Genomic DNA, 10,140 nt, shown 5'->3' with positions numbered 1-10,140 from the left:
CCTGCACCTACGAACTTAAGGACCCTCATGTCCGAGATGGAGTACCGACTTCCCCAGCAGCGTCGCCTCGTCACCGAGTTGCCCGGCCCGCGCTCGGTCGCTCTGACCGAACGCCGCCACAATGCTGTCGGCGCGGGCGTCGCCTCGTCCGTGCCCGTCTACGCCGCCGACGTCGACGGCGGTGTCGTCGTCGACGTCGACGGCAACTCGCTGATCGACCTCGGTTCCGGTATCGCCGTCACCAGCGTCGGGGGTTCGGATCCCGCCGTGGTGGCCGCGGTGAGCGAGCAGGTCGCGCACTTCACGCACACCTGCTTCATGGTCACCCCTTACGAGGGTTACATCGCCGTCGCCGAGAAGCTCGCCGAGCTCACCCCGGGTGATCATCCGAAGCGCACGGTGCTGTTCAACAGCGGCGCCGAGGCGGTGGAGAACGCCGTGAAGATCGCGCGGGTCGCGACCGGTCGCAGCGCCGTGGTGGTGTTCGACCACGCCTACCACGGCCGCACCAACCTGACCATGGCACTGACCGCGAAGAACCAGCCCTACAAGGAGGGCTTCGGACCGTTCGCGCCCGACATCTACCGGGTCGCGGCGTCCTATCCGTTCCGCGAGGGCCTGAACCACGACGGCACCGAGGTCAGCGGTGAGCAGGCCGCCCGCCGCGCCATCTCGCAGATCGACAAGCAGATCGGGGCGCACAACGTCGCCGCGATCGTCATCGAGCCGATTCAGGGCGAGGGCGGATTCATCGTGCCCGCCAAGGGTTTCCTGCCCGCCCTCGTGGACTGGGCGAAGGCCAACGGCATCGTGTTCGTCGCCGACGAGGTGCAGACCGGCTTCGCGCGCACCGGCGACTGGTTCGCCAGCAACGACGAGAACATCGTCCCCGACCTGATGACCCTGGCCAAGGGCATCGCCGGTGGTATGCCGCTGGCAGCGGTGACCGGTCGCGCCGATCTCATCGACGCCGTGCACGGCGGCGGCCTCGGCGGCACCTACGGCGGCAACCCGGTGGCCTGTGCCGCTGCGCTGGCGACCCTGGACCGTATGGCCGAGCTGGACCTGTGCGGCCGGGCCCGCCGTATCGAGCAGATCGCCACCGACCGGCTGCGTGCGCTGGCGGCCGACATCGACATCATCGGTGAGGTCCGCGGCCGCGGCGCGATGCTGGCCGTCGAATTCGTGCAGCCCGGCACCCGTGAACCCGACCCCGAGGCGACCAAGGCCATCGCCGCCAAGGCACTCGAGCAGGGCGTCATCATCCTGACCTGCGGCACCTACGGCAACGTCATCCGCCTGCTGCCGCCGCTGGTGATCTCCGACGAACTGCTCGAAGACGGTCTCGACGTCCTCACCGCCGCCGTCCGCGAGGTCGCCGGCGCCACGTCCCTTGCAGGAGCAATCCGATGAACCACACCCTTCCCGCCGATGTTCCGACCCGGCTCTGGCTCGGTGGCAAGCTCGCCGATGCCTCGACCGGCGCGACGTTCCCGGTGACCGATCCGGCCACCGGTGCGGTGCTCGCCGAGGTCGCCGACGCCTCGCCGGCCGACGGCCTGCAGGCTCTCGAGCTCGCGAGTGCGGCACAGGCCGAGTGGGCGGCCACCGCACCGCGCACGCGTGGTGAGATCCTGCGCACCGCATTCGAACTCGTGCAGGCCCGCGCCGACGACTTCGCCCGCGTGATCACCCTCGAAATGGGCAAGACCCTGGCCGAGGCGCGCGGCGAGGTGAACTACGGGGCCGAGTTCCTGCGCTGGTTCGCCGAGGAGGCCGTGCGGATCGGTGGTCGAACCGCCACCGCCCCGGCCGGCAACGGACGCATCCTCGTCACCAAGGAAGCGGTCGGTCCCGTGCTGGCCATCACCCCGTGGAACTTCCCGCTGGCCATGGCCACCCGCAAGATCGGTCCCGCCCTTGCGGCGGGCTGCCCGATCATCGTCAAGCCCGCGGCGGAAACCCCGCTGACGATGCTGTTGCTCGGCCAGGTCTTCGCCGACGCCGGTCTGCCGGCCGGCGTGCTGTCCATCCTGCCGACCTCCGATGCTGCGGCGCTGACCGAGCCGTTGATCACCGATTCGCGGATGCACAAGATCACCTTCACCGGTTCGACGGGGGTCGGCAAGCACCTGGTCCGGCAGTCCGCCGACCGGCTGCTGCGCACCTCGATGGAACTCGGCGGCAACGCCCCGTTCCTGGTCTTCGACGACGCCGATATCGACGCGGCCGTCGACGGGGCGATGGCGGCGAAGATGCGCAACGGGGGAGAGGCCTGCACCGCAGCCAACCGATTCCACGTCGCGCGGGCGGTGGCCGAGGAGTTCACCGACAAGCTCACCGCACGCATAGCCGCACTGCAGACCGGCCACGGCCTCGACGAGGGCACCGACCTGGGGCCGCTGATCACCGACCGGCAGCGCGCCACGGTCGACGAACTCGTCCGCGACGCGGTCGAGCGAGGAGCCCGCGTCCGCACCGGCGGGCGGATCCCCGACGGGACGGGCAGCTTCTACCCACCGACCGTGCTCGACCGGGTGCCGGCCGACGTCCGGCTGTTGAAGGAGGAGATCTTCGGTCCGGTCGCGGCGGTCACGATCTTCGACACCGAGGACGAGGCGATCGCCGCCGCGAATGACACCGAATACGGTCTGGCCGCCTACTTCTACACCTGCGACCTCGATCGGGCGATGCGCGTCGCGTCGGCGCTGAAGACCGGGATGGTCGGCGTGAACCGGGGTGTCATCTCCGACGTTGCCGCACCGTTCGGCGGTGTGAAGGAATCGGGCTTCGGCCGGGAGGGCGCCGCCGAAGGTATCGAGGAGTATCTCGACACCAAGTACATCGCCCTGTGAGCGTCTGCCGTCTGCACCCCGAGTCTGCGCAGGGTGCAGACGGCAGCGTGTCGTATCGGAGCCGGTCGGTAGCTGTGACACAGCCGTGGATGCCGACTGCGTGCGGTCGGGCTACGTACGGCCGCGACGGTCGTCGAATCCGTCGGCGTAGCGGAGGCGCTGTTGCGTGCCTACACCAGCCGAGTCACGCCGATGGTGTGATCGGTGGTGAACTCCTCGATCGCCCACTCGCCGTTGAATCGTCCGAGACCGGAGTTGCGTTCGCCACCGAATGCCACGTGTGCCTCGTCCTGAACGGTCATCTCGTTGATGAACGTCATGCCTGCCTCGACCCGATGCGCGAATTGCAGTCCGCGGTCGATGTTCTGCGTGAAGACTGCGCTGGACAGACCGAATTCGTGGTCGTTGGCCAGTTCGAGGGCGTGTGCTTCGTCGTCGGCGCGCAGGACCGCGACCATCGGGCCGAAGATCTCCTCGCGGGCGATCTCCATGTCGGGTGTGACGTCGACGAACACGTGCGGAGGCACGACCCGGCCGTCGATCTTCCCGCCGAGTGCAACGCGTGCTCCGGCGTGCCGGGCCTGCTCGATCTTTTCCTCGAGGCCCTTCAACTGCGAATCGTTGACGACCGGCCCGACCAAAGTGCCGTCTGCGGAGGGATCGCCGTAGGGCACGGCCTGCGCGGCTCGGGTGAACCGTTCGACGAAATCGTCGTACACCGGCGCCTGCACGATGATGCGGTTCACGGCCATGCAGATCTGTCCGGAATGCAGGAACGACCCGGTCACCGCTGCCTCGACGGCCGCGTCGAGGTCGGCGTCGTCGAGGACCACCAGGGGTGCGTTGCCGCCCAATTCGAGTGCCACCTTCTTGAGGTGCTCACCGCCGGTGGCGACCGCACCGACCTGCTTGCCGACCGGTGTCGAGCCGGTGAAGGAGATCAACCGCGGGACGGGATGCTCGACGAAAGCGTCGCCGATCTCCGAACCGGAGCCGATCACCACCGACAACACTCCCGCCGGTAGGCCTGCTTCCTCGAAGATCCGGGCGATCAACAGGCCGCCGGTCACCGGAGTGTCCGAGGCCGGCTTGATCACCACGGCATTGCCCAACGCCAATGCCGGTGCCACCGATCGCTGCGACAGGTGCAGCGGGAAATTCCACGGGCTGATCACCCCGACCACTCCGATGGGCTTGCGGTACACCCGCATCTCACGGTTCGGGGTGTTCGAATCGAAGATCGATCCGTGGACCCGGGACGGGAACGACGCCGCCTCCTGAGTGATGCCGATGGCCAGGGAGACCTCGGTATCGGCCTTGATCCGCGTCGAGCCGGATTCGGCGACCAGCCAGTCGATGATCTCGGCTCGGCGTTGTTCGAGGATCTGCGCGGCGCGACGCAGGACCGCGGCGCGGTCGGCGGGACCGGTCGCGGCCCACTCGGCCTGTGCTGCCCGGGCGGAGGTGTAGGCGGCGTCGACGTCCTCGGCGGAGGCGAGGCGGATCGTGGCGACCACGCTGTCGTCGAACGGGTTGGTGTCGGTCAGGACGCGGTCGGAGCGTCCCTCGCGCCACTGCCCATCGATGAACTGGGAGGCGACCGGCTGCCCGGCGAACGTGGCGGTGGAACCGAGATCTGTTGTTGTCATGGAGAACTCCTCGACGGTAGGTAGGTCAGGGAAAAGCGACGACGGGCTCGAAGGTCGATGCGTTTACCGAATCGTCGAATGTGGTGTTGATCTGTTCGAACAAATAGGCTCCACCTGCCGGTCTGGATGCCGGAGTCCGCACGATGTCCTCGTATCCGAGAACTGCCGACAGCGGCGTCGGATAACACTCGTTGCAGACGATCGCATCTGTGTGGCGTACCCCGCCGGCGACCATTCGAACCCGGAGCTTGCGCCTGGTCGGGACCGGCGACGCAGGAAATGGCGCACGGCTCTCGCGGCTGTGCGCCACGTCTTGCGTTCGATGGACGATGCCTACGAATCGAGCCGGCGATCGTCGAATCTGTCGGCGTGTCCGGCGATGTGAGCGTGCAGTCGCGTGACCGCCGGTGAAGGCGTCCTCGTCCCCGTCGTCAATCCGATGGTGCGATTCGCGATGCCGGCGACCGGCACGGTGACGATTCCGGGGACCGGAGTTTCCGAGCGAGGCAACAGTGCAACCCCGAGGCCCTGGGCGACCAGTGCCCGGATCGTTTCGAACTCGCTGATCTCGAACGCGATGTACGGTTCGAATCCCGCTACAGCGCAGACAGATTCGAGTTCTCTACGGATGTGATAGTCGGGTGGGCTGGCGATGAAGTGATCGCCCGCGAGATCGCGCAGGTCGAGGCGGGCGCGTCCGGCGAATCGATGGGTGCCCGGGAGGTGGAGCAACAGTCGCTGCTGGGCGAGCACGGTGACCGGTAGATCCTCCGGCGGAGGAATGATGACGGCGAGATCGAGCCGGCCGTCCCGAACCATGTCGGCGAGCGCTTCGCCGTGCGCCTGGACCAGGTGCAACCGGACGCCGGGGGCGAGATGGTGGAACTCGGCCAGCAGCGACGGGATGCTCACCGGCCCGAGGGTGAGCGGGAACCCGAAGCGGACGACGCCGTGATCGGGATCGGCGTGCTCACGCACCGTGGCGATCGCACCGTCGAGCTCCCGGACCAGATGCCGGGTGCGTTCGTGCAACTCCCGCCCGGCCGACGTCAACACGACCCCTCGTCCGGATTGCTGGAACAACGCCACACCCACTGCTTTCTCGAGTGCCCGGATGCGGCGACTGACCGAGGACTGGGGAACGTCGAGCAGATCCGCCGCGCGCGTGATGTGGCCTTCGCGCGCCGCGGCGTCGAAGGCGACGAGCAGTGGGGCGACCATTGCGGTCTCGGACGTCATATACCAATCCACATCTGCATGGTAATACCTGCGAAATCTCATTGGACGGATGAATCGGGAAGAGGCACGCTGAAGATCGACAACGGCGAAAGCAGGTGAATGATGGTGAATCGGAAGCACTCTGCCGACGGACCACAGCACGACGACCACGAGTGCGACGCCGTCCTGATCGGCGGCGGCATCATGTCGGCAACACTGGGTGCACTGCTGACACGGCTCGAACCCGATCGGTCGATCCTCGTCCTGGAACGACTCGACGAGGTCGCGGCCGAGAGCAGCGCCCCGTGGAACAACGCCGGCACCGGCCACGCGGGCCTCTGCGAACTGAACTACATGCCCGATCCTGAGGATTCGACCCGGGCCGAGGAGATCGGCCGACAGTTCCGGATCTCACGGCAGTTCTGGGAGTCCCTCGACGAGCCGGACGAGACGACGTTCGTGAACGCGACACCGCACATGAACGTCGTCTTCGGCGAACGCGATGTGGACTATCTACGTCGGCGGCGTGCCACCCTGCAACGCTCGCCGCTGTTCTCCGCAATGGAGTACAGCGAGAACCCCGACACGATCGCCCGATGGGCACCGCTGGTGATGGCAGGTCGCTCGGGGTCCGAACCGGTCGCCGCCACGCGCTACGAGGCAGGCACCGACGTCGACTTCGGTGCCCTGACCCACCGACTGCTGTCGGACGCGCGTCGTCGTGGCGTCGAGCTTCGTACCGGGCACGAGGTCACACGACTGCGCCGCACCACCGACGGGAGGTGGACGGTCTCGGGACGCACGACGACGGGACGGTTTTCGGTCCGATCCCGGTTCGTGTTCGTCGGCGCCGGCGGGTACGCCCTGAAGCTCTTGCAGAAGGCCCGGATCCCGGAGGTGCGAGGTTTTGCCGTCTTTCCCATCGGCGCGCAGTTCCTCCGCACCGGTAATCCCGACGTGGTGTCCCAGCATGCGGCGAAGGTCTACAGCCAGGCCGACGTGGGCGCACCACCGATGTCCGTGCCGCATCTCGACAAGCGGGTCGTCGACGGACGCGAGTGGTTGATGTTCGGCCCGTACGCCACGTTCAGCACCAGGTTGCTCAAACACGGCCGGCTCACCGATCTGTTCACCACCCTGCGCCCACACAACATCGCCCCGTTGGTGGCGGTGGGCCTGCAGAATCTGTCGCTGGTGCGCTATCTCGTCGGCCAACTGCTCGCGTCCCGCGCGCGGAAATTCCGGCAGCTGCAGCGATTCTGTCCCGAGGCACAGCAGTCCGACTGGGAGTTGATCGACGCGGGGCAACGAGCCCAGCTCGTCAAACCCGATCGTCGCAGGGTCGGCGTCCTGACCTTCGGCACCGAGGTCGTGGCGAGCGCGGACGGCAGCATCGCCGGGTTGCTCGGGGCGTCGCCCGGCGCCTCGATCGCTCCATCGGCGATGGTCGAGCTGCTGAGCACGTGTTTCCCGGATGACGTGGCGCGGTGGCGACCGGTGCTCGAACGGATGATGCCCGACCTGTATCGGGAGACCGAAACGACCTCGCGCGCCGAACCGGGCCTCGCCCGCGCTACAGCAGCGGCGAGAAACGGTTCGGCGCGCGAGGATCCGAGCGCCTCGTAGGATTTACGCTCAGGCGGTCTGCAGGAACGGGTAGTCGGTGTAGCCCTCGGCTCCGGACGCGTAGAACAGCTCCGGACGCGGTGCGTTCTCCGGCTGCCCGTCCCGCCAGCGCTCGGCCAGGTCGGGATTGGCGATCAGCGCGCGGCCGACGGCCACGGCGTCGGCGTGCGAATCGTCGATCAGCTGCACGGCCTCGTTGCGGGTGGTCGGCGAGCCGAAGCCGCTGTTGGCGATCACCTTGCCGCCGAAACGCTTCCGGAGTTCCTGGACCAGATCGCCGGTCGGCTCCTTGTGCAGGACCGACAGATACGCCAGGCCCAGGGGCTGCAGGGCGTCGACCAGAGCGCCGTAGACGGCACGCACATCGTCGCGATCGGTCTCGACGGCGTCCTGGATGTTGTGTTCGGGGGAGATCCGCAGCCCGACACGTCCGGCGCCGACCGCCTCCGACACGGCCTTCACGACCTCGACAACGAGGCGGATCCGGTTCTCCACCGAACCGCCGTACTGGTCGTCCCGCACGTTCGATGCGGGGGAGAGGAATTCGTGCAGCAGGTAGCCGTTGGCGCTGTGGACCTCGACGCCGTCGAGTCCGGCATCGATTGCGCGGCGGGCCGAGGCGACGAAGTCGTCGACGACGGAGGGGATCTCGTCGATGGTCAGCGCGTGGGGCACGGGGTAGGGCTGCTTACCCTGCTCGGTGTGCACCTGGCCGTCGACCGCGATCGCGCTCGGCCCGACGACACGCCGGCCACCGTTGACGTCGGGATGCGTGACGCGGCCGCCGTGCATCAACTGCAGCACGATGCGTCCGTCGCGCTCGTGCACGGCATCCGCGACGCGACGCCAGCCGGCGACCTGCTCGTCGGTGACGATGCCGGGCTGACCGACGAAGGCCTGCGATTCGAAGTTCACATAGGTTCCCTCGGCGATGATGAGTCCGGCGCTCGCCCGCTGACGGTAGTGCTCGACGATCAGATCTCCGGGTACACCGGCCGAACCACCACGCAGGCGGGTCAGCGGGGCCATGACGATGCGGTTCGCGAGTTCGAGGTCTCCGAGGGCGACAGGTGTGAACAGATCCATGGGTGGCGCAACCACCCCCACCCCCGACGGCATTCCGGTGCCCGGCCGATTGTGGGATGGGTCATAGCGCCGGGTGGATGGTCACTCCGAGTGTTCGACGGCGGTGACCAGCCGATTCGACCAGTTCTCCAGGTGCTCGACGAACTCCGGTGGCGACGCACCGAGCAGCCGTCCTCCGGACATGCCCACGGCGAAGACCGCCCAGTCCATGCTGTCGGCGTCCACCTCGATCCGGCACCGTTCGGAGTCGATCGCGATCACCTCGGCCCACTGACCGATCCGGCGCCGCACCTCGTGCTCCGGCGCCTCGAGTTCGGCGCTGACCTTCACCTGGGAGCGGCTGCGGATGCCGCGTTCGACGAAGGCCGCGGCATTGCCGCCGGGCAGCTCGCGCTGCCGGAATCGCATCCCGGTGGCGGTGGTCTCGGCCATGCGGTCGAGCCGGAAGCTGCGCCAGTCACCACGGTCGAGGTCGTAGCCGACGAGATACCAGCGTCGCCCGAGGGAGACGAGCTGCCGGGGTTCGACGCGCCGGCTCGTCGTGGTGCCGTCGGCCGCGGTGTACTCGAAGACGATGCGTTCGTCGTCGCGGCACGCGCGCGCGACGGTGACGAGTTGCTGTGAATCGGTCGCGCGGGTCGCCCAGGGGGTGTCGGCGGAGACCGTCGCCGCATCGAGCGCCTCCACCTGGCGTCGCAGCCGCGGTGGCATCACCTGGATGACCTTGGCCAGCGCGCGCACGGAGATCTCGGCGATCCCGGTGATCGAGGTCTGGGCCGCGGTGAGTAGGCCGACCGCGAGCGCGACCGCTTCGTCGTCGTCGAGAGCCAGTGGTGGCAACGACGCGCCCGGCGCGAGCTGGTACCCGCCACCGACCCCACGATCGGACCGCACCGGATATCCGAGATTGCGGAGCCGTTCGATGTCGCGGCGGAGGGTGCGCAGCGAGACGCCCATCCGGTCGGCGAGTTCGGCGCCGAGCCAGTAGCGGTGGGTCTGCAACAGCGACAGAAGCCGCAGGGTGCGGGAGCTCGTGTCGGACATGACCTCATTCTTCCGCACCTGCGGACCTATAAGTGACAGGAACTGGCACCAATGGCTCGTAGCGTAGTTCTTGCCGGATCACGACGACGAGGAGCACCCGATGACCGAGACCACCACCACCCGGAACGCCACCCCGACCCTCGACCAGGAACGCCGCGATCTGCTGTCGGGCCTCGCCCACGCGCGGCACTTCCTGCGGTTCACGGCCCGCGATCTCACCACCGAACAGGCGTCGCAACGAACGACGGTGAGTGCCTTGACGATCGGCGGACTCATCAAGCACGTCACCGAGGTCGAGCGGGGATGGGCGGATTTCCTCGTGGTCGGAGCCGACTACATGGAGAAGGATTTCACCGAGTGGACCGAAGAGGATTTCGCCGAACACGACAAGGTCTTCCAGCTGCAGCCCGGTGAGACCCTCGAAGGAGCGCTGCGCGCCTACGACGAGGTCGCCGCCCGGACCGACGAGCTGGTACGCACGCTGCCGTCGCTGGACGTCGTCCACGAACTTCCCAAGGCACCGTGGAACACCGAGGACGCCTGGTCGGTGCGTCGCGCGCTGCTGCACATCGTCGCCGAGACGACGCAGCACGCCGGCCACGCCGACATCATCCGCGAATCCCTCGACGGATCGAAGTCGATGGGGTGAACCGGAGGTCGCG

The 10,140-nt window shown here is 67.8% G+C and carries 8 protein-coding genes; 4 read left to right on the top strand and 4 right to left on the bottom strand.

Features of this window, described 5'->3' with window-relative positions; translation table 11 throughout:
- The first annotated feature begins 27 nt into the window (after positions 1-27).
- Complete coding sequence (gene gabT, locus ACPCXD_RS19770) at positions 28-1,413, top strand: 4-aminobutyrate--2-oxoglutarate transaminase (RefSeq protein ID WP_088898620.1); 1,386 nt, start codon at positions 28-30, stop codon at positions 1,411-1,413.
- Positions 1,410-2,855: an NAD-dependent succinate-semialdehyde dehydrogenase gene (locus ACPCXD_RS19765; RefSeq protein WP_423660906.1), complete on the top strand. Its 1,446-nt coding sequence runs from the start codon at positions 1,410-1,412 to the stop codon at positions 2,853-2,855. The genes gabT and ACPCXD_RS19765 overlap by 4 nt, the downstream gene beginning before the upstream one ends.
- Positions 2,856-3,025: 170 nt before the next feature.
- Here ACPCXD_RS19765 and ACPCXD_RS19760 read toward each other — a convergent pair whose 3' ends face one another.
- Both ACPCXD_RS19760 and ACPCXD_RS19755 read right to left on the bottom strand, forming a co-directional pair.
- A complete protein-coding gene (locus ACPCXD_RS19760) occupies positions 3,026-4,504 on the bottom strand; it encodes an aldehyde dehydrogenase family protein (protein WP_088898618.1) in 1,479 nt (492 codons plus the stop codon).
- A gap of 333 nt (positions 4,505-4,837) precedes the next feature.
- Positions 4,838-5,743: a LysR substrate-binding domain-containing protein gene (locus ACPCXD_RS19755; protein WP_423660904.1), complete on the bottom strand. Its 906-nt coding sequence runs from the start codon at positions 5,741-5,743 to the stop codon at positions 4,838-4,840.
- A gap of 99 nt (positions 5,744-5,842) precedes the next feature.
- Between ACPCXD_RS19755 and mqo the strand changes: the two genes are divergently transcribed.
- Positions 5,843-7,348, top strand: a complete 1,506-nt coding sequence (mqo, locus tag ACPCXD_RS19750; RefSeq protein WP_423660902.1) for a malate dehydrogenase (quinone) — start codon at positions 5,843-5,845, stop codon at positions 7,346-7,348.
- Positions 7,349-7,357: 9 nt separating this feature from the next.
- On the opposite strand, the gene ACPCXD_RS19745 is transcribed toward mqo, so the two are convergent.
- Together ACPCXD_RS19745 and ACPCXD_RS19740 are read right to left on the bottom strand one after the other, a co-directional pair.
- On the bottom strand, positions 7,358-8,434 hold the full coding sequence (locus tag ACPCXD_RS19745; RefSeq protein WP_423660900.1) for an alkene reductase: 1,077 nt from the start codon (positions 8,432-8,434) through the stop codon (positions 7,358-7,360).
- Positions 8,435-8,515: 81 nt separating this feature from the next.
- Positions 8,516-9,478 (bottom strand): helix-turn-helix transcriptional regulator, encoded by a 963-nt coding sequence (locus ACPCXD_RS19740; RefSeq protein ID WP_088898615.1) that lies wholly within the window; start codon positions 9,476-9,478, stop codon positions 8,516-8,518.
- Between the two features lie 100 nt (positions 9,479-9,578).
- Here ACPCXD_RS19740 and ACPCXD_RS19735 point away from each other — a divergent pair, with 100 nt between their 5' ends.
- Positions 9,579-10,127, top strand: coding sequence for a DinB family protein (locus ACPCXD_RS19735; protein WP_172414981.1), 549 nt, complete (start codon positions 9,579-9,581; stop codon positions 10,125-10,127).
- The last annotated feature ends 13 nt before the right edge of the window (positions 10,128-10,140 follow it).

The sequence above is a fragment of the Rhodococcus sp. AB351 genome (assembly GCF_049538275.1).
GTDB lineage: Bacteria > Actinomycetota > Actinomycetes > Mycobacteriales > Mycobacteriaceae > Rhodococcus.
The sequence above is the reverse complement of the archived record's forward strand: the minus strand, read 5'-3'. Positions and strand labels throughout refer to the sequence as shown.